25 protein-coding genes are annotated in these 23,256 nt (G+C 31.4%); 1 reads left to right on the top strand and 24 read right to left on the bottom strand.

Annotated elements, in window-relative coordinates; genetic code table 11:
- Nucleotides 1-3: 3 nt before the first annotated feature.
- Nucleotides 4-729, bottom strand: coding sequence for a GntR family transcriptional regulator, LSA1692 subfamily (locus tag CBF35_RS07255; RefSeq protein ID WP_126779602.1), 726 nt, complete (start codon nt 727-729; stop codon nt 4-6).
- Between the two features lie 24 nt (nt 730-753).
- Entirely contained in the window at nt 754-1,605 is an 852-nt protein-coding gene (locus CBF35_RS07260; RefSeq protein ID WP_244922577.1) for a YitT family protein, read from the bottom strand.
- Nucleotides 1,606-2,805: 1,200 nt separating this feature from the next.
- On the opposite strand from CBF35_RS07260, the gene CBF35_RS07265 reads away from it, so the two are divergent.
- Nucleotides 2,806-3,132, top strand: a complete 327-nt coding sequence (locus tag CBF35_RS07265; protein ID WP_126779603.1) for a hypothetical protein — start codon at nt 2,806-2,808, stop codon at nt 3,130-3,132.
- Nucleotides 3,133-3,367: 235 nt separating this feature from the next.
- Here the strand turns inward: CBF35_RS07265 and CBF35_RS07270 are convergent, their stop codons facing one another.
- The 22 genes from CBF35_RS07270 to CBF35_RS07375 all read right to left on the bottom strand — a co-directional run bounded on the left by CBF35_RS07270 (nt 3,368) and on the right by CBF35_RS07375 (nt 23,256).
- Nucleotides 3,368-4,021 (bottom strand): helix-turn-helix domain-containing protein, encoded by a 654-nt coding sequence (locus CBF35_RS07270; RefSeq protein ID WP_126779605.1) that lies wholly within the window; start codon nt 4,019-4,021, stop codon nt 3,368-3,370.
- A gap of 187 nt (nt 4,022-4,208) precedes the next feature.
- Complete coding sequence (locus CBF35_RS07275) at nt 4,209-4,739, bottom strand: hypothetical protein (protein WP_126779607.1); 531 nt, start codon at nt 4,737-4,739, stop codon at nt 4,209-4,211.
- A complete protein-coding gene (locus tag CBF35_RS07280; protein WP_126779609.1) occupies nt 4,729-5,361 on the bottom strand; it encodes an ATP-binding cassette domain-containing protein in 633 nt (210 codons plus the stop codon). The genes CBF35_RS07275 and CBF35_RS07280 overlap by 11 nt, the downstream gene beginning before the upstream one ends.
- A 14-nt stretch (nt 5,362-5,375) precedes the next feature.
- A complete protein-coding gene (locus CBF35_RS07285; RefSeq protein ID WP_126779611.1) occupies nt 5,376-6,098 on the bottom strand; it encodes a hypothetical protein in 723 nt (240 codons plus the stop codon).
- Nucleotides 6,095-6,781, bottom strand: coding sequence for a hypothetical protein (locus tag CBF35_RS07290; protein WP_126779613.1), 687 nt, complete (start codon nt 6,779-6,781; stop codon nt 6,095-6,097). The genes CBF35_RS07285 and CBF35_RS07290 overlap by 4 nt, the downstream gene beginning before the upstream one ends.
- Nucleotides 6,771-7,571 (bottom strand): hypothetical protein, encoded by an 801-nt coding sequence (locus CBF35_RS07295; RefSeq protein WP_126779615.1) that lies wholly within the window; start codon nt 7,569-7,571, stop codon nt 6,771-6,773. The genes CBF35_RS07290 and CBF35_RS07295 overlap by 11 nt, the downstream gene beginning before the upstream one ends.
- Nucleotides 7,572-8,149: 578 nt before the next feature.
- Nucleotides 8,150-8,722, bottom strand: a complete 573-nt coding sequence (locus CBF35_RS07300; RefSeq protein WP_126779617.1) for a hypothetical protein — start codon at nt 8,720-8,722, stop codon at nt 8,150-8,152.
- A gap of 194 nt (nt 8,723-8,916) precedes the next feature.
- A complete protein-coding gene (locus tag CBF35_RS07305) occupies nt 8,917-9,465 on the bottom strand; it encodes a hypothetical protein (protein WP_126779619.1) in 549 nt (182 codons plus the stop codon).
- A 180-nt stretch (nt 9,466-9,645) separates the two neighbouring features.
- The gene (locus CBF35_RS07310; protein WP_193990027.1) at nt 9,646-9,993 is read right to left on the bottom strand and encodes a hypothetical protein; all 348 of its coding nucleotides are present in this window, start codon (nt 9,991-9,993) and stop codon (nt 9,646-9,648) included.
- A 2-nt stretch (nt 9,994-9,995) separates the two neighbouring features.
- Nucleotides 9,996-10,625 (bottom strand): hypothetical protein, encoded by a 630-nt coding sequence (locus tag CBF35_RS07315; protein WP_126779621.1) that lies wholly within the window; start codon nt 10,623-10,625, stop codon nt 9,996-9,998.
- Between the two features lie 755 nt (nt 10,626-11,380).
- Complete coding sequence (locus tag CBF35_RS07320; RefSeq protein ID WP_126779623.1) at nt 11,381-11,755, bottom strand: hypothetical protein; 375 nt, start codon at nt 11,753-11,755, stop codon at nt 11,381-11,383.
- Nucleotides 11,756-11,933: 178 nt separating this feature from the next.
- Nucleotides 11,934-12,239, bottom strand: a complete 306-nt coding sequence (locus CBF35_RS07325) for a DUF4176 domain-containing protein (protein ID WP_126779625.1) — start codon at nt 12,237-12,239, stop codon at nt 11,934-11,936.
- Nucleotides 12,232-12,447, bottom strand: coding sequence for a hypothetical protein (locus CBF35_RS07330; RefSeq protein WP_126779627.1), 216 nt, complete (start codon nt 12,445-12,447; stop codon nt 12,232-12,234). The genes CBF35_RS07325 and CBF35_RS07330 overlap by 8 nt, the downstream gene beginning before the upstream one ends.
- A gap of 126 nt (nt 12,448-12,573) precedes the next feature.
- Nucleotides 12,574-12,906 (bottom strand): DUF4176 domain-containing protein, encoded by a 333-nt coding sequence (locus CBF35_RS07335; RefSeq protein ID WP_126779629.1) that lies wholly within the window; start codon nt 12,904-12,906, stop codon nt 12,574-12,576.
- Nucleotides 12,899-13,801, bottom strand: coding sequence for a hypothetical protein (locus CBF35_RS07340; RefSeq protein ID WP_126779631.1), 903 nt, complete (start codon nt 13,799-13,801; stop codon nt 12,899-12,901). Before CBF35_RS07340 ends, CBF35_RS07335 begins: the two co-directional genes overlap by 8 nt.
- Nucleotides 13,802-13,803: 2 nt before the next feature.
- Nucleotides 13,804-15,396, bottom strand: coding sequence for a T7SS effector LXG polymorphic toxin (locus CBF35_RS07345; protein WP_126779633.1), 1,593 nt, complete (start codon nt 15,394-15,396; stop codon nt 13,804-13,806).
- A 78-nt stretch (nt 15,397-15,474) separates the two neighbouring features.
- On the bottom strand, nt 15,475-15,807 hold the full coding sequence (locus CBF35_RS07350; RefSeq protein ID WP_126779635.1) for a DUF4176 domain-containing protein: 333 nt from the start codon (nt 15,805-15,807) through the stop codon (nt 15,475-15,477).
- Nucleotides 15,800-15,988, bottom strand: a complete 189-nt coding sequence (locus tag CBF35_RS15010; protein ID WP_228025968.1) for a hypothetical protein — start codon at nt 15,986-15,988, stop codon at nt 15,800-15,802. The genes CBF35_RS07350 and CBF35_RS15010 overlap by 8 nt, the downstream gene beginning before the upstream one ends.
- Nucleotides 15,989-16,311: 323 nt before the next feature.
- Nucleotides 16,312-17,438, bottom strand: a protein-coding gene (locus CBF35_RS07360) for an IS3 family transposase (RefSeq protein ID WP_425330183.1) whose coding sequence is annotated in 2 segments (ribosomal slippage) — nt 16,312-17,207 and nt 17,207-17,438 — 1,128 coding nt in all. Because the reading frame shifts where the segments join, the coding sequence is not laid out codon by codon here.
- Nucleotides 17,439-17,508: 70 nt separating this feature from the next.
- Entirely contained in the window at nt 17,509-17,763 is a 255-nt protein-coding gene (locus CBF35_RS07365; protein ID WP_228026139.1) for an alpha/beta fold hydrolase, read from the bottom strand.
- Between the two features lie 91 nt (nt 17,764-17,854).
- Nucleotides 17,855-18,784, bottom strand: a complete 930-nt coding sequence (locus CBF35_RS07370; protein WP_126779640.1) for a helix-turn-helix transcriptional regulator — start codon at nt 18,782-18,784, stop codon at nt 17,855-17,857.
- A gap of 110 nt (nt 18,785-18,894) precedes the next feature.
- Complete coding sequence (locus tag CBF35_RS07375) at nt 18,895-23,256, bottom strand: sacsin N-terminal ATP-binding-like domain-containing protein (protein ID WP_126779642.1); 4,362 nt, start codon at nt 23,254-23,256, stop codon at nt 18,895-18,897.

Below are 23,256 nucleotides of genomic sequence, written 5' to 3' on the forward strand. Positions count from 1 at the left end.
TCTTTATTTTCGATAGAGTGTCTGTTTGAAACTATATTTATCTGCACGATAGTAAGAAATATCATACAAGATTGGCGTAGCATTGACTGAAAAGGTTTTTGAATGGACTTGCATAATTGGTAGTCCTTCCCTTATTTTTAACGTCTGACTGAGTGACTCAGTGACTTGGACAGCTTCAACTTCTTGGTGAGAATAAGCAATCGCAATTTTTCTTTCAATTAAGTCAAAGAGTGAGATTTCTTCTAGTAAGGCTTGGGACATCTCTTTTGGTAAATAGTCTTCATTGACATAGAGTTCTTCCAGCGTCATCGGTTCTTCATTAAAAGAACGTAAACGGATAATATGATAGACGCCCTCGGTCTCTTTTAGTTCCAGTTCTTCACGAATTCCTGCTGGAACGTTGACTAGTTTTTCAAATTTAAGAATCTTAGTCATTGATTTCTTGCCATACGCTTTGGCTGCTTCCGTAAAACTTTGTAAACCAGAACGACCGCTTTGAACTTTGTTTTGCTTTGCCATGACATAAGTTCCTTTGCCCCGTTGCTTAAACAAGACTTCTTGATTGACTAACTCATTGATGGCCTTTCTGACAGTCAGCCGACTGACTGCTAATTCATCAGATAACTCATACTCTGACGGCAGTCGCTGAGACGTCGTATACACTTGCTCTTTAATTCTTTTTTCGATTTCAAGCATGACTTCTTCATAGACAGATAATTTTTTTTCCATCAGTTATCAGACCTCTCTTCCTTCTTACCATTCATAAAATTGAGTATTTGTGCTCACACCAGGTGAGACACTAATAAAGGCACTGCGGTCTAACCGGCAGACCAGACTTTCTAAGTTCCGTAGTTCTTTTTTACTGACAATAATGAAGAGGATTTTCTTTTCTTCTTTTAAAAAGGCGCCTTCAACATTGTTGACGACGGTTATGCCTCGGGATAATTCTTTTTGAACGGTGGCAATTAAAGCCTCTGAATGACCTGTGACGATCATCACTTGCATTTTTTGTTGGCGCCGATTGACTTCATCAACTACGTGACCGCTCACAAAGACTCCTAATGCGCTATAAAAAGCATATTCCCAACCGTAGAAAAAACCAGCTGTAAATTGAATCATTAAATTAAAAATAATAAAGATTGTTCCTAAAGACATCGTCGGTTTTTTTCTAATGATGATTCCTAAAATATCTAAGCCCCCTGTAGAAAAATTACTATCTAAAGTAATACCCACAGATAAGCCATGTAAGGCGCCACCGACAATCGCAGAGATAATCGGGTCATCAACGACTTTTGTCACTGGAATCAGATTCATAAAGACGTAGGTTGAAAGCACCGCTGTTGTCGTAAAAAAAGTGAACTCCCGATCAATTAGTTTGATCGACATCAGTAACAACGGGACATTAATTAGTAATACAATTAAAGGGATTGATAAATTCACTTGAAAAAATTCTTTCACAATCGAGACTACTAGCTGAGAAAAGCCGGTAATGCCACTGGCGTAAATATTACCTGGTAACCAAAACAAGTTAAAGGCAATCGAAACGATGAAGGCATAAAGCATGGCAACGATAGTTTTTGAAACTCTTGTGTCGATTTCTTTCAACTAAAACACCTCTTTAGTATATACTGTTTACCCTTACAAGATTTAGTATATACTAAATTCCCGATAAAACAATGCTTTTACCCAATGGTTTTTTACCATTATTTACCAGGTATTCATGAACAATTTTGGATTTATTTGACACAATCAGTCTTTTTTTATAACTAACTCCTTTATATTCCTGACTTTTTCGGCAGATTTCCATCCCTGCCCCTTCTAACAAACTTTGATAATTGGCTGTTTCTTCCTTTTAAATCACAAAAAAACCGCCTGTTCTCTTTTTAGTGGTTCCTTGCCACAATTTTAGAGATGACGGTTTTTGATTTTGGAATCATGGCTCAGGAAGATGGTTTTGCTCGAAAAAACCTACTCACAATTAAACGATCACAAACATAGCCCTTTGCTTGCTGTCTCATTCCAACTAGCTCCCCTCTATGACACAATCAATTAAAAATATTTACTATTCATCCTAAATAGACATGCGAAAGGTAGTAAAGGCAATAACTCAGATATGTAGGCTTAGGGTACACCCTAATCTATTCCATTTCTATATGAATGTTAACTACTAAGTACAATTATTTTAATTATATTTCAAAGCTACAAGTAGAGATTCATCAAATGTTGATATTAAGCTAATTTGAAATCCTTATTCATACAAATCTTCAGTAGCCATATCAGCCACTAAAGAAAATATATTTAGTTCAAAGATATTAGTTGCAAAAAAATGACATCTAATGTATTTTTAACTATAAAGAAAGGAGGGTAAATTATATGCCTAATGACAATCCAATCATACTAAATAATCCCATACCTGATTTTGATGAGACTTTTGTTCCCCCAAAGGAAACTGTTGTGAATAATAAAGTTCGAAACGAAGAGAACATTTTTTGGAAAATGATATTCAAGTGATCTTACCCGAAAAGAATATCATAGTCGACAGAAAAAAACAAAAAAATAAATTTTATAAAAAGTCTTATTACTCGTAAACTATCAATACAAATTTTCATAAAATACTTATCATTAAATTGAATTGACAGAATATTCAAAACATATCGACAAATCCAGTCTGAAAAGGCATGATATAAAAACGAATGTAAGTAATTGTTATGAAAAAATTAATTTTGAAAACAGGAATTTTGTCGATAATATAGAACTGACTGTAGAAAATAGTAACCCCTTAATAAACGAAAGGAGGTTTACAATATGTTTCCAAAATATACAGCATTAACAGTCATTACCATTCTTGGCTTGTGTTTGTCATTTGTTTGGTACGGTAGCTACTCACTAAAAAAAGAAATGGCTGAACTTGAGGCATCAGGTTTTTCACTAATTTATAGTGTCGCTGAAGTCACTTTAACTGATTCTGGTAATTATGATACTTTTATATTAGAGAACGGGCAAGTAATTTCTGCCACACAACAAAATATTAACCACTATCGACTACAACGTCCTGTTAATAAAATAAAGCCTAGTAGAACTGATCCATCTACCTTTTCCCATCATATTTATAAAAAAATGTTGAAGGAGTAAGTATGAAATAATCAGAATAGTAATCTCACACCATTTACATGACTTAAAAGTGTCAACATCATTAGGAGGTAAAGACATGGATAGTAAAGAATGGGATAAATGATTCAACTAATTCCTTAATAATCAGCAACAAAAATAAGACGTGTCGCTTCAAGGAGCTGAGGTTCACCGTCTTATTTATTAATCTTCAGATAGGGATACGTTTCAAATTCTAGTAAATTTTTAGAGACATGCCTTATTCTGAATGCTCTTCCCAGTATTTTAACAGCCATAGCATGTCGACTTGCTTCGTCTTTGCGAAATTATCTAGTTCTGACGACTTAAAGGACTGATTGTCTTGATTTAAGAGACCTAGACTTTTAATGTTTTTATAAGACAAGTCATCGACGAGGCTCCCATCAGCTAAAATAAAACTAACTATTCCATCATTATCATCCTTAACTGAATGTTCATCCCCTTTTAGTTTATAATTAATTGTCTCCACGCCATAAACGGTTAAATAGCGTTTTGCGATTGACTCCTCAGTTCTTTTTTCTGTAACATAATTAATATAAATCCCATGAGCCATTAAGGCAAAAAGCAAAGTAAAAAATGCGATCATTAACATAATTCCCGTTCTTTTTCTCAATTTATCTCGCTCCCTTCGCTTATTTTCAGCTTGAACACTTGCTTCATTATTTGGTTTCTTAAAATCACTAATCCCAGATAATTCCGCCACGGTTACTTCCAATAGATTTGATAAGAAAATGAAATTATAAATATCTGGAATACTTTTATCATTTTCCCATTTAGAAATAGTTTGTCTCGTTAAAAACATCTCCTTAGCTATATCTTCCTGACTTAACCCTCTTGCTATCCGTCCAGCCTTTATTCGTTTGCCAATTGTCATCAACTATCCCTCCTGAATTTAAACTTAATTATACATATACTTCCGACTTAACATAAGGATAGTTCCGTTGCTATCCCGTTTTTTTAACGCAACTAACGGTTGCATCCTTTAGCTAGACTCGTTCTTAGTTAATTCTTTGAATTCAAATAGGCGTGGCTAAGATTTAGCCACACCTAAACAGATTGATTTAATCCGCTAATACTAAGACATAATTTGTAAATTTATTATCCTTCTCTGGCATCAGAAAACTAAAATAACTTGACTCATTCCGTTGCTGGTAATTTTTTATATCAGTCTTAAAATGAATTTTCATCGTTTGTCGTTGATTAAGTTTGACATCGGCTAGATGAAACATTGTTCCATCTAAATTTTCAACATGGATAGCTGGAATAGCAATACTGTAAGGTATCGTTAAAAACATATTTTCCATGACGTTCACATTTTGTTTTTTGAAGCCATAATTATTCTTTTTCTTGTTAATTATTGATAACGTGATGTCCCCATAGTAAGTCTCGTCCTCTTGTCTAATCACTGAATCTTCCACAACAAATTCAAGATTTTCTAATTTGATTAGTTGCTTTTCGACGATTTTTTTTTCAGAAACTACTGGTCCTTTCTGATATATTTTGTTAAGCTTTTGGTATTTTTGGGCTGATAGAAAACTAAACACTCCTAGTAATAGTAAAATACAGCCTAATTTTAGACATTTATTTTTCAACAATCGCTCCTTCTCTCATTAAAAATCGTTTTGTCGTGACTTCATTGATAAACTCATGATCGTGAGAGGCTATAATGAAAGTCGTACCCTTTTCATTGACTCTTTTAATATAGCTAATTAATTTTACGAGGCTTTCTCTATCTAAGGCATTAGTTGGTTCGTCTAAAATAATTAATGGATGATTTCCCAACATGGCTTGACCGATTCCTAACTTTTGCTTCATCCCTAAAGAAAAATTTTTAACTTTCTCGTCTTGGGTATGTTCCAAATTCATTTCTTTTAATATGTCATAAATATCTTCATTACTCACTTCATCTTGTAAAACTTTTAGTAATTCTAAATTTTTGTACGCACTCATAGTTTCGACGACAGCAGGATTTTCGATTAATATCCCTGCTTTGATTGGGTATCTCTCATTTGGCAAGACTTTTTTTTCAGTGACATATATCTCACCACTCGTTTTAATAAGACCTAAGATAGCTTTTAACAGGACTGTTTTTCCTGATCCGTTAATGCCTTCTAAGGTTGCAATCGAACCTTTAGGAATTGATAATGAAACATTATTTAACAATAGTCGATTTTTCACTTTTTTCGATACATTTTTTAGTCTAATAAACGCCATCCTTTATTTCTCCTTCATTTATATTCTTTATTTTTAAAAATAAAATAATAGATTGTAGCCATTAAAATAATCATAAGTATTAAAACTACGATGGCTTTTAGCCATGGCACTTCCTGATAACGGCTAAGCATCGTTAAATTTAATGGGTACAAGCTTATTTTTGTATATGGTGTCAGGATAATAATAAAGCTACACCCAATTACTCCTAAGGCTTTATTAAACAAGCTAATGATTGAATGGATTAAAAGTAATAATAGTAAATTCAAAACTAAACATATAAACAGTAAGGTTAGTTCTTTCACATTTATTTTTAAATTGTCATTCGTTCTAATGAAACAATTAGCTAAATACATCCAGATACTTGTTAAAGTTACGTAAGACAGTGTGACACAAGCTATACAGAGTAGATTTATAGTAAAAAAAATACGCTTCTTGTATTGTAATCCTCTTAAAAGTATCGCTTTTTTTTCCCACAATTCAATCAAGGCTGTGCCGATAATAAAAATTGGGGCAATTAAATAAATAACCCAAGCCACTGGTAGCTGAATCGACGGTTCTCCTACTTCAGCAATGGCAATACCACGGAAAAAGACCGTGGCAATATTCGCCTGAGGGTTATTAATAATTTGGAATGATAAAAAAATCATAGCCAGCCCTAATCCGATCACCCATAAGTAAACTCTTTTTTGGATTAACAAACTAAAGGCAGTCAGTTGGCTACTAGTTAAACTTCTCATAGAAACTCCTTTTTATTAACAATATTTTCAATTATGATAAACAATCCACCGATTAAAGCAAGTAGCAGCAAAAGGTTAGCCAAGTTTTCGATGACACTGATCATATTTGTAAAGGAATAGAATAGTTTAAAACTATTGTTCACACTTAAAATAAACATAGTCAGATTAAAAACAAACGTCACAACGAAGGCCAGCGTTTTATTATCAGTTAAAAGGACAAGCAGTAAGCTAACTAAACAATATGTTAGGGAGACAGTTCCCCCGGAGATCATTGCTAAGAAATAACTGAATGGTGGTAGATAGTTAAATAACCAAATGCCACTTATTCCTAAGTTGAATGCGACGATACTAACATTTGCTAACAAATAGAAACCGCCGACGACAAATATCGAAGTAGCTATCATTTGATAAACAATGATTCGTTTCTTTTGACAGGCATAAATATCATGAAGTCGAATTTGAAATATGCTTAAGACACTTATTATTTGGACTGGAAATACAATAAAACAAAAAGTATATCGGTTGAATATCCGATTAAAGAGAGCAATATTTAGCTCATGACTCAGTTTAATTTTGAATGATGAAGTCAATCCTAACACCATTGAAACACTAATTAAAAAAAAGATTAGTTTGATATGATTAATAACTAAGATTTTTTGCTGTTTAACAATTTTACCAAGCAAGTTTTTTCCTCCCATAAGTCATCACTGTAAGCACGTATAAACTGAGGAGTACTGTAATTGTTAAGCTAAGGACTAAAGAGAGATTTTCATTAGCTGATTCTTTGAGAAAATCTGATGGTACATAACTCATTTTATTAGGTAATTGAATAAAGGTATTTGCCATTAATAAACACACTTCTAACAATAAACTAGATATTAATACAGTAAATTTATTATTAATAATGAGGCCATTGACTGAGACAAATGCTGCAAATAGTCCTGCAAAACACGAACAAAAGACTATTGATAATAAGCCATGACAAAAAGGGTGGGAATAGTAGATTGAGACTAGCATCGTATTTTGATTATTAATTAATAAATTATTATTTAACATCATATTCGGAATGATATTAGGAAGCAGTAAAAAATATAATAAAAAATTAGTTATTAATATACTAAATATCACTAAAAAACCTAAGATAAAGGCTGTTGTCACGTACCCCTTCAAAATTTTCAGCGGCTTATAATGGATTCTCAAATGCCTAATAAAACCTGAGTCGATGTCTTCTTTTAAAAGATTCCCACCTGGAATACTTCCAATGAGTGGCAATAAGATAAAGAAAATCACTGGGCTAAAATTAAATGGATCTATGGATAACCATTTTGTATAAGGTGAGTCATAAAATTGATTATCCATTAATAATTTTAGAGAAACCGTCTCAAATATTTGTAAGAGCGATATAATAATACCGACTAATAAGGCTAGGCACACCGTGTTTAAATTAATCCGTTTTAAAAAGTAACTTCCCATTCAATCCTTCTCCTCATAAAGTAATCCGTAGATAATTTGGCATGGTTTTACTACGTCACAATAATAATAAAATAAAACAGCCAGAAATTATATAACAACCGTATTTTGTCGTCAACTTTGCTAGTGAGTCTACAATGTTTCACTAAAACTAAATTGAGAGATTATACGCCCAAAGTACTAAAGATGTACAAAAAAAATGTCTGAATTAAATGTATTAGCCATCTCTATCACATTCATTCTTGAACTTATAAGATAGTGATTAACTATTAATTAGAGCCTATACAAACATTTTGGTTTTTAAATAGCTGATGCAACCTTCAAGAAATATTATCGATTTTAGATACTATAAACATCTTGGGAAAATTTTTAACAACTGTGATATTAAAAAGCCACCCTACAAATAGGCTGGCTTATCTGCTAATAGATATTTGCTATATTATCTTTAATAATAACTTCTAAATTATTATCTAAAATAATTTTAAGTGCTGCTAAAAAAAATTTCCTTATTTAATTGACCTTGGAAATAAATAAGCCTGCATACTCAAAATAACTTACCATACCAATAGGCAATAAGTTCATTAGAATTTACCTACTTTCATTTGATTTAATATTTTTTTCAAGTATCTAGTTACTCTACTATGTCTAAAAAAATTCATATTTGCCATAAGAGGCAACAAGAAAGAGCATACTATACTTAAACAAAGTAACGAAGTATAGTCTGATTTATCAAAGAACATAACCGATATAAAAATGAAAAAGAAAATCCATACTAGCAATAATACTATTTTTATTTCCTTTATTTTTTTAAAATTTATTAAACAATCTTCAATTTCTTGTATATTCAAATTTATTTTAGTGAACTGATTTGAAGAATACGACCGGTGGATCAAAAATAAGCATACACCGCCTAAAATTAAACCAAAGAAACAGGCAAGTAAGTAATTTATTCTCATGCTTCCAACAATATTATTATTCAAAATCAAATTTAACGGAGCTATAAATAATGCAGCACCCCCCCACTTTTTATCAAAATTCTGATTTTTCAATCTATAAAAATGTTGAGACTTCCCTTCGTAGTAAATCACTGTGTTATCTTCTTGATTGGTATACAAATATGTATATCTTTCTTTTTCTTTAGTAATTATTTCCATAATGAACCTATCCAATCTACTCCTGCTTTTATTGCATTCCCAACAGTTTTTTTCAATTTATCATATCCATAATCAATAGCTGTATTCGAAACTATTACTGCTCCCCAAACAAAAATGGTAGCCCTCATCTGTTTATCCTAAAGCATCATGTACTGATGCTGATAGTTATTTTAAGACCCTATAAAATATCAATGCTATTCTTGCAATTTAAACTTACTTTCTATAATCGAAAAAACTTTGACTTTATTAAAATAATTAGTAAACACAAATAAAATAGTCACTAACATACTAGAAATAGTCACTCCTAAAAAATATTTCCATGTTCTATTAAAATAAAATGCAAGACAGATATATCCTAACAATAGACACAAAATAGCACAAAAGATAAGTTGAGTTGATTGCAATTTTTTCCCCTTATCTACATATTCTTCTATTTCGTCTTTAGATAATTTGATTAGCTCAAAAGACTGAGCCTTGTCAAAATATCTACTAATAATATGAGCAATACAACCTGACAGAATTCCTAAAGTAACGGCTGCTAATGTTAGTAACATGAAATTCCCTTCTATTGGTTGATACTTTAGCGAACGTGCTGCTATCATTGGTAACACAGTTAAAATGTATATTCCTGATGGTGTTTCGGGTTCTCCCCTAACAAATGAATTCTTAGATATATCAAAGTATAAGTGACTTTCTCCGCGGAATTTGTTTGTTACTAAAATATTGTTTTTTTCTAAAAACATGGTTCACTCCTATATTTTAAAATTTTAATCTATTTTCCACTAAAAAAAAGAGATAAACATGTCATTGCTCATCTCGTCTCAATTTGTGTCTGGTAAGCTATCAAATCTATAATTTCTTTAATTAGTTATAAATTTTTCCGCATAAATTTTATAGTTCGGCTTCTCTTTAGTGTTCATTGCCTAAATTAAAGTACCATCTAAATAGTCATCACTTGCTGTTTTCATAAATAAAGCTACATCAGTGTTTCCTTTTTCAGGAAATATGACTGAGTATGTTTCATCATCGATTGTAAGACCATAATATTTAACTCCGTTTGAAGTACCAACAGGGTTTTGTTTATAGTTCTTTGTTTCAGTCACTTCATTAGTTGAAATGGTTAGTTCTTTATCTTTAATTTCTATCGAATACACATTCGCTTCCGCATCTTCTCCTTGCCAACTTTTTTGAAGCTCCTTAGATCCTGAACAACTAACCATAATAATCAGAGTTGTACACAGTAAAAAAAATGCTTTGAATTTATTTTTCATGTTTAATCCTTCTCTTCTAGAAATGATGAATTATATTTACTTTTTAATTCTTTGCTCCAAGTATACTCGTAATTAGTCTCTTTTGATTTATACGTAACTTCATTCGGCGAATAATAAGCATTATCATAATAAACTGTAAAAAAGAAAGCTAATATTTGGTAGTCATTGTTTAATGTATTTATTGTGTACGTACTTTTATTATTATAGGATAAGTTATCCTTTTCAATTAAGCCAATTTGAACGTTCTTAGAGTTGTACATTGGTATTTTCAATCCTTTTTTCCCTAAGCCGACTGCATAAAAGTAATAGATTTCATCATTATAGTTTAATTCGAAGAACGTATACCCAAACAACCATTTTGTTCTTCTTTCACACAATGAACCCATCAACTTATTATTTTCATTAAATATTTGAAATGGAAGAAGTCTAACATTTTTAGTATAATCAAAACGACTTAATGCATCTTTAACAATCAAAAATTGAAGTTTAAATTTTTTACTTGCTACAGATATATTAATTTTGGTTCTCAAATTCATTGGTATTTTAGTTGTTCCGATAGTTTTATTTCCTTCTCTTAGTTCATATGCTTTACCAAAGTTCGCTTTAGTTTGGATAAGTCTATTTGTCAACATCAGGTTTCTCATTTCCTTTCCAAGCCACTTATTTTATAACTAACTATTTTTCTGTCTTAATAAACTTCGCCATAAAAAAACAATACCCCCAAAATCACTACGATTATAAATATAAATAACTTTTCTTGCACAATAAATGGGAAGATTATTGTTAAAGATATTAAGAAACAGAACATCATTATTGCAGTAATTAAATTTAATGTCTTTTTAATTTGGTAACTTTTCTTAGATCTTTGCTTTAATCTTTTTTTAATTCAATGCCTTCAATAGCATACCTTCTCAAAGAAATTAATAGCAACTAGCCTTAAACTATTTTTTCCGTCAAAAGAAATGTTCTGCAGTTTGCCTTCCTTAATCACAAAGCTATCCACTATTTAGACTCCTTTATTATTATTTTGTACACCACCTGTTGATTTGAACTAACCCTACCATTAAAAAAAGTTAGTGATAAAACACTAATTGTTAAAAATATTACTAATCTTTCTTGTACGATAAATGGTATAACTATTGTGAGTACAAACAGAAACACACCTAATACTACTAAAACTACTGTCGCCCTTAAAATATTAATTATATTCATCTAGTTTTTCACCACCATTTCAATACTTGTTGTGTCAATTGTAAGGGGCTTTTGGCATACCCCACACCTACTTCTATCAACTTTCCAGCTCTTTTTTTTAATTCTCTTTCAATCTTCTTTTTACGATAAAAAGAAATTAGAAAAAGGCTTGCTATCAATAACAGCAAAAAAAAGATTAAATTAGCGATACCCGTAAAAATATCCAACGATATATTACTTTTCCCCATAACCATTCTAATGGTATTTGATTCCTCAATAGAGCCCCCAGAGGAATCACTATTGCGATACCTAGATAGTTTTTTTCAGAAATTTTTTTTGTTCGTTTTATAACTTCTTCTCCATTAATCAAAAATTTTCGTAATAATATATTAGTTTTGTATATTTTTCTATTGAATTTGTACTGCTTAAATCCAACTACAAAAAAATTTTGTCGTACCAAGTATTCTTCATTATTTTTTGTAAGCAATAATAACCAACCTGGAAGAGTTTTCTGGCTATCAAATGAGATATTCAATAGTTTTCCTTCTACTGTTTTCATACTTTTTTTCACGTCAACACCCCACTAAAGAAATCACTAACCGTACTTTTCGCCGTTGCTAAATTACTGGCAATGGCACTCATTAAATTGTCAGACTCACTACTTGAGTAAACTGACCCCATGTTAAATTATTCCTTTCTTGCGCAACAATTTATTTATAAGTATGTCTAACTAATTTAACGTTTCTTTTTTAAAAACCGATTGAATCATTTTTAGTTTTTATATCTTCGTCTTGGTCATTTAAGTTTATTTTCCATTCATTATATACTTCCATAAAACGTTCTTCATCATCATCTGAATAGCCTTTAAATACAGTTTTATCGATGTCTTGATGATTAAAAAATATCGTTGTCTCTGGATTTAGTCCGGTTGGATACAAGACAGACATGTAATCAGCAAATGTATCTTTGCCTGTTGTTTGATCACTATAAATTGCTCCGCGACCAACAACTACTAATTTTTGTAGCCCTTCTTCTAGTAAAACAATACTACCCAAAGGTTTTTTTCACCGATTCAGACTTTTCATCGTATAATTTATATGCTCCATCCTTGAAGTCTTCATAAAAATTAGGTTTCCAAAATTGTATGCCTTTATTAGCTAATCCGAAAACACCACCAACGATAGCTCCTACTGGTCCACCTACTGCCGCCCCTAAAGTCATCCCTTCAAGCGGTCCGATACTCTTCAATGTATCTAATCCCATGTTAAATTATCCCTTTCTTGCGCAACGTTTTGTTATTAAATGTTTTACATTTTAAATAAAGAAGCTAAAACACTAATGTTAGCTTCTTTATTTATAAGTATGTCTAACTAATTTAACGTTTCTTTTTTAAAAACCGATTGAATCATTTTTAGTTTTTATATCTTCCTCTTGGTCATTTAAATTCATTTTCCATTCATTATATACTTCCATAAAACGTTCTTCATCTTCATCTGAATAGCCTTTAAATACAATTTTATCCATGTCTTGATGATTAAAAAATATCGTTGTCTCTGGATTTAGTCCGGTTGGATACAAGACAGACATGTAATCAGCAAATGTATCTTTGCCTGTTGTTTGATCACTATAAATTGCTCCACGACCAACAACTACTAATTTTTGTAGCCCTTCTTCTAGTAAAACAATGCTTCCTAAAGGTAATAATTGATTAGTTTTAGTCATTTATTTTCTCCTCTTTCTCAGTTCCTTTGATATGTTTATTAAAATACTTTTCTCCATACCATTCTAATTGCGTTTTACCTTCCCACTCACGGTACTCTTCTGGATACTTGTATTGATAATAGCCGTAGAGTAGATAAGGTAAAATTAAGTAGGATTCAACCACAATTACTGCTATATTCATAAGAAACCACATCGTTATAATTCCTATAAAACCGACGATATCAGTCCGACCCCCGGCAGTATTTGGAAATAAAACTTTCCATATCATAATAATTATTACTGCAACCCATCCATATTTCATGATGAAATTTAGTGAGTGTTGAATAAAATTATCTATTTTATTATTTTTAAAATTTATAACAAATAATAACTCATTTAATGATTTTAACTTACTTCTCACTATTGCATAGCCTATAAAAACAACCATAAAAACTAATGCCAAAGTTCCAAAAATTGTTAGTGACACATAAGAAAAAGTTAGAAAAAATAAATTAGTTTCAATTACTAGCCAAATTATATAGTAATTGAGATTTAGTTGTCCTCTGTACCTTGATAAATATAATTCTCCTCGATCTCTAAAAATTAAAACTAATAATATCCAAATAATCAATAAAACGAAAAATAACCATACAGGCAAAAAATTAATTGGTGGTTTTGGAAATGGACTTTCTCCTAATTCTCCTTTTGAACCTTTTGTAGTAAGATAAGATATCAAATAATTAATACCGATTAATAAAACGACTAATAGTAACCCGAATATTTGTACCTGTACTTTTTTTCTCCCAGCCGGGTCTGGCAAGCTATTGACATCTTTATTCATGTATTGCACAAAATTATCATCTAATAAGTTCAAACTACTTTCAAAATCAGCGGACATTAATCTAGGGAGTTTCATTCTTACCACCCAAACTTAATCTTTGAAAAATTAACAGAAGATATAGCCTTTCCTATTGATTTTCCTGTGTTTTGTACATCTTGATAAACATTCTTAACTGTCTTTAATCCTTGATTAACACCTTTTCCAATATCATTAGCAAGCTCTTTTACTTTTTCAGCTTTCTCATCATAGAACTCATATGCACTAGCTTTCATACTATCGTACAAATCAGGCACAAAAAATTGTCCCAAAGAATTTATTCCCCCGACAATGCCCCCAATTACAGCACCTGCTACAACTCCTGAAACTGTTCCAATAATAGGGACAGGTATTGCTGTTCCTATTACTCCTCCCCAAGCTGCCCCTAAAGTCATCCCTTCAAGCGGTCCGATACTCTTCAATGTATCTAATCCTCCACCGATAACCCCTTTGCCGATACTGCCGGTCTTTCCATAGGTATCGATGCCACTAGATACAAATGTAACGCCAAGTTGTACATAGGTCGCTACTGTCGCTGCTTTACCTAAGCCTTTTAGGACCCCCAATTCTTTTGCCCCTTGCACAAATTGAGAATTTTTTAAACTTTCACCTACCCAGGTTTTTATCGGATTTGTAAATTTATTAAAGTTTTCAAAGGCTTTTCCTAATGTATCTATTTTAGGTATCCACTTGCCTTGAGCTACCGCCTGTCCAAATGCTTCGTATTTAACTAAGCCATTAATTAATTTTGTTTGACCACCAGAGGGAAGTTTATCTGCTAGCATCCAAAATTCATCATTAGCAAGAAGTTTTTTTACTACTGATGCGGGGTAAAGTTTTAACAACATTTCAAACCGTTTGATGTTGTCTGTTTTATCGCCTTTCATCGGTTTTAATAGGTCTTCTGTTTGTTTATATAATTCTAAATAAGCATTATTCGCTGTTTGTTCGAGAGTCTTTTCAGCATTTGGTTGGATTTTACTAAACCAACTTTTATCCGTTCCTCCTGGTAAGGAATACGACCCATCACTTTTCACTGTCGTTCCATTCAAGACAAGTACGCCTTGCATCGCAATGCTCAGCTCATCTAAGCTTTTGCTGAAAAGACCATTTGTCTGACTAGAAAAATCATGTAACTTTTTAATTTTTTTTAAGTCTTTATCAATATCAGCTTGCAGACTATTTGCCATCTTCTCAAACTTCTTCTGCGTCTCTCTTAACAGCTCTTTTACCCCTGGCAGGGGATTATTCATTGCCATATTTCCCGCCGCTTTAGCCAATGCTTTTAAAGCGGCTTTTGAGGCTTTCATCAGTCGTAGCTGCGTTATTAATTTCTCTTCATCTAGAAATCCCTCACTGGAAATAGCTTTATTCGCTCCGGTATATTTAACTAAATCATTTTTGATACCTTCAATCGACGTGCTGACCCGACTGATGGTGGGCAGAACTAACTCTGAAAACAAACCTTTGCCTGCCTTATAAGCCGCGCCTGACAACGTTCGGCCATTGACGGCGGTAATTAAACGTTGACTGCCTGATTTTAAATCACTAACCGTACTTTCCGCCGTTGCTAAATTACTGGCAATGGCACTAATCAAACTGTCAGAATCACTACTTGAATAAACTAATCCCATGTTAAATTATTCCTTTCTTGCGCAACGTTTTGTTATTAATTTTTTATAAGTATGTCTAACTAATTTAACGTTTCTTTTTTAAAAACCGATTGAATCATTTTTAGTTTTTATATCTTCCTCTTGGTCATTTAAGTTTATTTTCCATTCATTATATACTTCCATAAAACGTTCTTCATCATCATCTGAATAGCCTTTAAATACAATTTTATCGATGTCTTGATGATTAAAAAATATCGTTGTCTCTGGATTTAGTCCGGTTGGATACAAGACAGACATGTAATCAGCAAATGTATCTTTGCCTGTTGTTTGATCACTATAAATTGCTCCGCGACCAACAACTACTAATTTTTGTAGCCCTTCTTCTAGTAAAACAATACTTCCCAAAGGTAATAATTGATTAGTTTTAGTCATTTATCTTCTCCTCTTTCTCAGTTCCTTTGATATGTTTATTAAAATACTTTTCCCCATACCATTCTAATTGCGTTTTACCTTCCCACTCACGGTATTCTTCTGGATACTTATTTTTGTAATAGCCGTAGAGTAAATAAGGTAAAAATAAATACGCCTCTAGAACAATAAATGCAATATCCAATACAATCCACATAGCAATGATACTTATAAAACCAACGATATCCGTTCGAACCTCAGTAGTGTTCGGGAATAGTATTTTCCATAAAACTACTATAACCACAAATATCCAACCATATTTAAACACGAAATCAAATATTTTTTGAATAACTTCATCAATCTTTTCTGATTTTAATTCTATTTTAAATAATTGATTTTTTAATGACTTCGACTTACTTCTAAAAATAATGTAACCAACTAATACTAAGAAAAAAATTAATCCTAGAACTCCATAAAAAGTTAAGCTGGATCTAAGTCAATATCTTGGACAGTTTTTAGTAGAGACAATTAGGGCAATTTAACCTTTTCAAGGTCTTTAAATTCTTGCGGAGTTAAATAATTGATAGAACTATGGATTCGGTTTCGATTATAAAAACCTTCAATATAACTAAATAATTCACGTTTCGCCTCTTCAAAATCTAAGTAAGTAGTCACGTATATTTCTTCTTTTTTTAACGAGGCGTGAAATGATTCAATTGCAGCATTATCATAAGGTGTTCCTTTACGACTATAGGAATGTCTTATTTTATTATCTTTAAGCCATTCCTCAACTTCTAACGCTGTATATTGGCTACCTAAATCCGTATGTAGAAGCATTCCTTCCGGAATGTGATACCGTTGTTTTGCTAGTTTAAGTGTTTGTAAAACACAATCGACAGTCATTCGCTTAGAGAAAGTATAACTAATAATCTTTTTCGTGTGTAAATCCATAACAGATGACAAATAACACCAACCATTTTGTTTGGTTGGGATATACGTGATATCAGCTACCCATTTTTCACAGATTTTTTTAGTAGAAAAATCCTGATTTAAGATGTTTTCCTTTGAAACAATTGGTTTACTAGACCTCTGCGGTCTATACTTTTTAACCACAATGGATCTCAAATTCAATTGTTTCATTAGTTTTTGGACATGTTTAAAGGAGACAGAAATCCCTTCTTTTAACAAGACCTGATGGATTTTCGTTGCACCGTATCGCTGTTTAGTATTAAAAAAAATTGTAGAAATCTTCTTCTTTAACTGAGTATTTCTGATTTCTGTAGCTGTCAAAGGTTTATTTCTATAAAAGTAATAAACGCTCCTAGGAATTTCTAATAACCTGCACAACAAAGAAACAGTGTATTTTTCACACCATTTTTCAATGAACTGAATTATTGACGTTATATCTTTCGAGAGAATATGGCAGCGGCTTTTTTTAGTATTTCAAGTTCCTCCTTTAATCTTGTATTCTCTTTTCTCAATTCAGCGGCTTCTTTTCCTGTAAGTCCTGTGGATTTACTTGGAGTGTATAAATTTTTCCATTTGTAAATAGTTGCTTCAGATATGCCATATTCTTTCGCTAAGCTTCGAACAGAACGTCCTGTTTTATTTAACTCAATAATCATTTCTTTAAAATCTTCTGTGTATCTGGTCATAGAAAATCATCCTCTCGTAGATAAGTTTAATATATTTTCGTCTCTACGAAAAGTTGTCTAAGATTTGATACTAACACCAGTCATATTTGCTGACTTCTTTTGGACAAGAGGAGTTACCATACCCTCGTTGATTTGGAATAATAACGTGATAGCCGGCCTCTACTAATGAAGCTACTTGATACCTCCAAGAGTAGGCATGTTCTGGCCAGCCGTGACAGAGAATAATAGGATTCCCTTTATTTTCTTGTCCCGCTTCAAAAACTTCTAGCTCCACACTATTAACTGAAATAAGCTTTGATTTTAAAAATTTATGATTGCTTGTCATTTAATATTCCCCCTAGTTAATATAAAATTCTCTTACAAAACTATGTTAACATGGTGGTTTGACAACTGTGTGTCAGCTTTGAAAAACTTTATTAGTTATATTTGTTTGCCATCATTCTAAGTTTAGAAGCAATTGTTCGCCGAAAATCAGTTGGCGCTAAAACTTCTATCTGATCACCAAAACTAAATATCAGAGAGAATAGCCAATCTTTGTCAGGAAGTGTGGCTGTCACAAGGAGCTCACCTGTTTCTAGAATCTCGATATCTTCTTCGTTAAAAACATCCGCCACCCGCGACTTCATGATAGGCGAGACTTTTAAAACAAGGGGGACCATGTTTGTTTGTTCATTCTCTAATGCAGCAATCTCATGATAGGATTTTTCTCGACGTTCAAAGGATTCCTCTTCAATGCGGTAATCACTAATCCGGGACACTCTAAACAATCTATAATCTGCTTTTAAAAGGCAATAAGTAAATAAATACCACGTATAATTTTTAAATATCAAGGACATTGGTTCTATTTGTCTTTCGCTAGTGAGGTTATCATAATTTCTATAGCTAATAGTCAGTACATGCCGTTGCGTGATCGCCTGTCTGATTGTTTTAACTAAAGCTTTTTGATCAGGAGAATCACCATAAGGATGTAAGTCTATGATGATTTGTTCCGAATGCAGTTTTAGATAGTCTACTTTGTTTTCAGGAACAATATTTTGTAATGTTTCTATGGTTGACTCTAACTCAATGTCATCAACTGTAGAATTAATATCCTTGAGGACAGAGAGCAGGGAAGATAAATTATTAAGCGTCAACACTTGATGACTTAATTTATAATTCTCATAAATGCTGAATCCCCCATTATTTCCTGAATGAGAAATGATGGGGATACCTGCTAAATTAATTGTTTCAATGTCTCGGTAAATCGTTCTAACTGAGACTTCAAATTTCTCGGCTAGTTCATTTGCAGTGACACGAGTTCTATTAAGTAACATCACGATAATAGTTAACATGCGTTCTATTTTCATCTTATCCACTCCCCTTTAATGCCAAAACCTCATTACTTATGATACGCATGTGGGTATCGTGAGTGGATGAGGTTATTTAAATATTAATAGTTTTTAAATGCGATATTAGTCTATTCTTCTTCCTTCTCTTGAAAAAAGGTAAATAAAAATCTACTTGGAATTTCTAAGCCCTCTAAATCACTATATTTATGACAACTTATTTCACAAGTGTCACGATTTACTAATACCACTTCATATGTATCTATATGCTCAATCATGGAATTATACTCATTTAAAGTCATTTCAAATTCAGTTTTAGAAGATTTCACTTCGAAATATCTATTCCCATTTTCTTGATCTCTAATCCACATATCACATACGATTCCATCTGGTGGAAGATTATTTCTATCAGATGGAACCTCAGAATATTTAGAGTGCCAAATAACTTTCCCTTGCTTACAGAGCTCATTATATGCTATTTTTTCCGCACTCTCACCTGCCATCTCATTTGCCAAATTTCTCCTGTCATAATAACCTCTATCTCTTTCCCCTCGGCCATTATTACTCATTTCCTTATTTAGGGAATCATTTTTTTGGAGCTTTACCTTAATTGTAGATGTTGCTGAAACATCTACCTGGTTATTCTTTTGAGCAGTACTTTTTTCATTTACAACTTCTCTATAATTGTCAATCTCTTCATTTAAATTCATAGGTATATCAAAATATAGATGTGACTTCATTTCATTATGGTTCACTATGAAAGAATCAAATTCATTCATATCTATGTCAGCCATCTTTATCACATTCTTAACATTAGTATTATATACATTATCAATATCTATACTTTCCGAGTTACATGATTTCAATTCTGAAAAAGTTTCTTTAAGTATTGATTCTATATCTACATATACAGAATTTTCAACTTCTAAAGAATTTTCATCAAAGTTTTTATACTGATTTATTCTATTCAAATATATATCTTTTAAATTTGTATCATCATACTTAGCTAGTTGATAACATTTTTGTTCAAACTCTTCTAAGTATTTCTTTAAATGCTCTTTAAAAGACTTTCTCCAATAAGGTCTTACATCAATATTCAATATTTTATCGACTTGATTCAAATCCAAAATATCCATATTTATATTTTTTAATAATTGCATTATAAAAAGTACTTCTGATTCTGGAAGACTTTGGTTATAGAAATTTATACTATTTAATTCAATTTTCTCATCAGATGTAATACCTCTATCAGAATTTTGATTAAACCAATCTAGTATCTTCTTAGCTATAGTATCTGTTATCCATAGCTTTTCATGGTATTCTTCCCAAATTATATCATTATCTTTTAATAGTTTCTTTTTTTGCTCATCTAAAGTTTTAGAAAAATAGAGTTCAATCTTATCCTTATCAATATTTATATTAATTCTGGAAATATAAATATCAACCAGTGTTTCAATAAATGACTCATTGATAAATAGTTCTTTCATTATTACATCAGGTATCTTTACATAGTAAATTCCTTTTTCTTTTATAGCATAATCAAAATTTTCAACAAATCCATTTTCTAAATTTTCTACTTTTTTACATAATACAATCCTAGTTGATTTTAAAACTTGCATATTTGTATCTGTAAGCTTTAATAATGCTGAAATAGTTGTAATTATATCACTTTCAGTTTCTTCCCATTCTTTTTGACTTCTAGAATTTAAATGAGACTTGTAAGTTGACTCAAACTTATAACTATTTACTCCAAACCATTTACTTATATTTTTAGAGTTATTTCTATATGCAACATTCATAAAGTGAGTGCTCTTATCAGTCCTAGGTGGCCTATTTATCGCATATTTTACTTCTGTATTCAGATAAAAATTCCCATCAGTACAGTAAATAGATAATCCTTCTGAATTATAACTAGGATTATCCTCTTTTTCTTTTAAACTATCTAGTTTTTTAGAATATACGTGTTTGCTAATTTCGCCTTTAGGATCTGTTTTGAGATTGAGATACTTCAAAATACTATAATAATCTGATTCTGCTAACTGTGATACATCTGACTTAAAATCCAAAACTCTAATTATTTCATCTGAAATATTCATTCCAATTAAGTCTGCTTTTTTTATCCCACAAATCCCATCAATATTTTGTGCTAATTTTTCATAAAATACAATTTGATTCGGGGCATACCTTTTCTCTTTGATTGTTATCCACGGAACTGTATTAAATAAATATTTTATATAACTTGGCGTGTTACCACTAAATTCTTTTGGATACCACTCTTGCCCTATTTTATATTTGATTATTCCAAACTTTTGGGAATTAATTAGTTGATTCCTAAGTGCATCATCATGGTGTAACCAATTTATTATTTCAGCGGTAGGAGTTCTTAACAACACGTCTTTAAGTTCAAGAATACTATCAAACTCTATATAATTGATATCTATATTTCTTTTTTCACTTGTTTTCCTAATTACCGATTCAACTAGGATTTTTATATAGTTATTTTTAAAAAAATCATCTTCAATCAATTTCTTTTCTATTGGTGGAAACCTATTTACATTTATTTTTGTTAAAAATTCAATAAATAACTCTTCATCTTCAATGGATATTCCCAACTCATCCATAGATACTAGTGGTTGAAAATCAGTTTCTTTAAACAATACTTCGCCTATATAATTATTATAACTAGAATCGATGTATACTTTATTAGCTCGTTTAACTTCTTTAGAAACCACTGGCAAATTTAGTTCGAGGTTTATATTTTCTATACTAATTGATATCTTAGGATTCATGTGACTCTCAAATAACCAAAATATAAACTCTTTACTATGGTCAAAATTATCTTTTACTGAAGCATTAATCGGACTAACTATTGCCTCAGTTGTTTGTTCAGTAAAGGATAGTTTTGCTACTTTATTTAACCAATTGAGTAACTTTCTTGTATCACTACTTCCTTCTATCCCCTCAAACTCATGATCATTTTTTAATACATCTATCAAAGTCTTTTGATATGTTGAGTCAATAATCTTTAAAGATACCCAGTTTTTTCCAGGAAACTCATTAATAACATTGCCATCAAGAAATATTGAATCACTTTTTCCTATCCACACACCTGATTTATCTTTTAATAGTTGTGGTAAATTCTCTGATTTAGGGTATTCATTAACCCACCAGACTAATACTCTCATTTTCTCTTCTTTAGTCCAATGGGATGAACTTTGGTTAATCATCTTTACTAACTCTTCCGGAGTAAATCTTCTACTTCTTTCTAATAAAATACTATTACGTTTGTCATCAGTCGACTCAATTAGTAAGTTATTGACCTTAATCGATTCGAAAAAGAAGGGTGAATTCTCATAGAACATGGGCGCTTCCGCTAATGAAACTGGTTCTCCTGTAAATACTGGTAGAACTTTTGCTCTTTCAAATTGCTCATTAAAAACAGTATTAAAATCATTTCCTTTTATATTAAGGGTCGAAGGAAATTGACTAGTTTTCACGAGACTATCAAATATTTTATAGTTCTTATCTCCACTTAATAAAGAAGCTTTTTCACAAATAAAATGAGCTAATAATGATAAAAGCTCCTTATTTTCATCACTATTTTTTATAGAATTACGATCTGTTTTTAAATCAAATGTAACATGACATTTCCATTTTATTGGAAAATCAATTTTAGTTGCAAAATATGAATACAGCACATTGGTATGAGGATCAATATTATCATCGTATGCTATTACCATTTCATACTTTTTCTCATTTATTTTGCCACGTTTTGTAAAAACATCAAAAGTACTCGATTCATCATTCTCTACAATGATTATTTTTTCATTTTCTTTTTTTCGAGTAAATACACTTTTTTCAGTGTTAACTCTTACTTTCAAGTAAGTGATTTTATCTAAAAATAACAAAGTATAGTTATCTATTTCTTTCAATTGTCGTTTTACTTCTTCAATTTTATCATTATCACTAATTGTTATTTTTATTACTGTAGTATAATTTTTTTTATCAATTTCATGGATAATTTCTGGTGCAGCTAAAAGTGGAGTTGCTACGTCAATCCCATATGATTTAAAATGCTGATTCCGAAATTCCTCAGAAAATTTAATACTTAATCCTGTGCTATAAACAGAGATGTCATTAGACCAATTCAGTATAGATCTAAAACCTAGCCCTTTTTGACCAATCACAGAATCATCATTTCTTTTATTTAATGATAAGTGAGGAAGTATAACACTTTTTACTCCTTCAAAATTAAAAGGTTCTCCGGTGTTTGAGACAGTCAATACTTCGCCTATTAATGAGATATATATTTTGCCTTCATTATCTACTTGATCAACAGCATTTTGTAGTAATTCCAATATTTCACGTCCCTCATAATCATCACGAGAATCATTTTCTAAGTTTAATGCCTGGATAATATTTTCGTGATTTGCCTTATAAGTATTGAGAATCTCATTATCCCTGTAGGACTTTACTAAATTATTTAAAGTCAT

Origin of the sequence: Vagococcus salmoninarum (assembly GCF_003987495.1) — a bacterium.
Lineage (GTDB): Bacteria > Bacillota > Bacilli > Lactobacillales > Vagococcaceae > Vagococcus_D > Vagococcus_D salmoninarum.

Excerpts from the sequence above, each read along its gene's own strand:
- CBF35_RS07255 (WP_126779602.1), bottom strand. The coding sequence starts at position 729 with ATGGAAAAAAAATTATCTGTCTATGAAGAAGTCATGCTTGAAATCGAA.
- CBF35_RS07265 (WP_126779603.1), top strand. The coding sequence starts at position 2,806 with ATGTTTCCAAAATATACAGCATTAACAGTCATTACCATTCTTGGCTTG.
- CBF35_RS07270 (WP_126779605.1), bottom strand. The coding sequence starts at position 4,021 with ATGACAATTGGCAAACGAATAAAGGCTGGACGGATAGCAAGAGGGTTA.
- CBF35_RS07280 (WP_126779609.1), bottom strand. The coding sequence starts at position 5,361 with ATGGCGTTTATTAGACTAAAAAATGTATCGAAAAAAGTGAAAAATCGA.
- CBF35_RS07285 (WP_126779611.1), bottom strand. The coding sequence starts at position 6,098 with ATGAGAAGTTTAACTAGTAGCCAACTGACTGCCTTTAGTTTGTTAATC.
- CBF35_RS07295 (WP_126779615.1), bottom strand. The coding sequence starts at position 7,571 with ATGGGAAGTTACTTTTTAAAACGGATTAATTTAAACACGGTGTGCCTA.
- CBF35_RS07300 (WP_126779617.1), bottom strand. The coding sequence starts at position 8,722 with ATGGAAATAATTACTAAAGAAAAAGAAAGATATACATATTTGTATACC.
- CBF35_RS07305 (WP_126779619.1), bottom strand. The coding sequence starts at position 9,465 with ATGTTTTTAGAAAAAAACAATATTTTAGTAACAAACAAATTCCGCGGA.
- CBF35_RS07310 (WP_193990027.1), bottom strand. The coding sequence starts at position 9,993 with ATGAAAAATAAATTCAAAGCATTTTTTTTACTGTGTACAACTCTGATT.
- CBF35_RS07315 (WP_126779621.1), bottom strand. The coding sequence starts at position 10,625 with ATGTTGACAAATAGACTTATCCAAACTAAAGCGAACTTTGGTAAAGCA.
- CBF35_RS07330 (WP_126779627.1), bottom strand. The coding sequence starts at position 12,447 with ATGGGATTAGATACATTGAAGAGTATCGGACCGCTTGAAGGGATGACT.
- CBF35_RS07335 (WP_126779629.1), bottom strand. The coding sequence starts at position 12,906 with ATGACTAAAACTAATCAATTATTACCTTTAGGAAGCATTGTTTTACTA.
- CBF35_RS07340 (WP_126779631.1), bottom strand. The coding sequence starts at position 13,801 with ATGAAACTCCCTAGATTAATGTCCGCTGATTTTGAAAGTAGTTTGAAC.
- CBF35_RS07345 (WP_126779633.1), bottom strand. The coding sequence starts at position 15,396 with ATGGGATTAGTTTATTCAAGTAGTGATTCTGACAGTTTGATTAGTGCC.
- CBF35_RS07350 (WP_126779635.1), bottom strand. The coding sequence starts at position 15,807 with ATGACTAAAACTAATCAATTATTACCTTTGGGAAGTATTGTTTTACTA.
- CBF35_RS07365 (WP_228026139.1), bottom strand. The coding sequence starts at position 17,763 with ATGACAAGCAATCATAAATTTTTAAAATCAAAGCTTATTTCAGTTAAT.
- CBF35_RS07370 (WP_126779640.1), bottom strand. The coding sequence starts at position 18,784 with ATGAAAATAGAACGCATGTTAACTATTATCGTGATGTTACTTAATAGA.
- CBF35_RS07375 (WP_126779642.1), bottom strand. The coding sequence starts at position 23,256 with ATGACTTTAAATAATTTAGTAAAGTCCTACAGGGATAATGAGATTCTC.